The organism is Hymenobacter agri (assembly GCF_054778495.1).
In genome coordinates, this window is record NZ_BAAGZM010001270.1 from 1 (window position 1) to 571 (window position 571).

1 protein-coding gene is annotated in these 571 nt (G+C 64.4%); it reads right to left on the reverse strand.

Annotation, left to right across the window (positions count from 1 at the left end; all coding sequences use genetic code 11):
* Nucleotides 1-146: SDR family NAD(P)-dependent oxidoreductase (locus ACYVDE_RS25745; protein WP_460504344.1), on the reverse strand; the 146-nt coding region annotated here is incomplete at its 3' end.
* Between the last annotated feature and the right edge of the window lie 425 nt (nt 147-571).

Consider the following 571-nt stretch of genomic DNA (forward strand, 5'->3'; position numbering starts at 1 on the left):
GCCAGCGCGGCGGCGGCTTGCTGGCCTTTGGCGGCCTCACGGGCTCCGAGGTACACGCGGCAGCCGGCCTGCAACAGGCCGCGCACTATTTTAAAACCGATGCCTTTGTTGCCGCCGGTAACCAGCGCGATTTTCTTGTCTGCCATGATGCTTTGGGGAGTTGATGAGGTACGCCACAAAGGTCCGGCGGGCGGAAGGTAGGGCAGCTTCGCCAATCAACCCATCTGCTTTTGATTTCAAACAGGACCGTAGCGCGGACTTTTAGCCCGCGAGTCTATAGCCGTCGTCATTCGCGGACTAAAAGTCCGCGCTACAACGCCCCACGCCGGAAATCGCCCGGCGGGTGGCCGGCGTGGCGCTTGAAGAACGTGCAGAAATGCGCCACGCCGGCGAAGACCGGCCAGGAGTGGTGCGGGCCTCAGGCTCCGCGTAACGTGCAGAAATGCGCTACATCGGCGAAGCCCAGCTGGTCGGCAATCGCCGAGATGGGTTCATCGGTTTGGCGCAGCAGCAGGCGGGCTTGCTGCGCCAGGCGGCGGCCGATGAGGGCGGTGGTGGTGTGGCCGGCGGC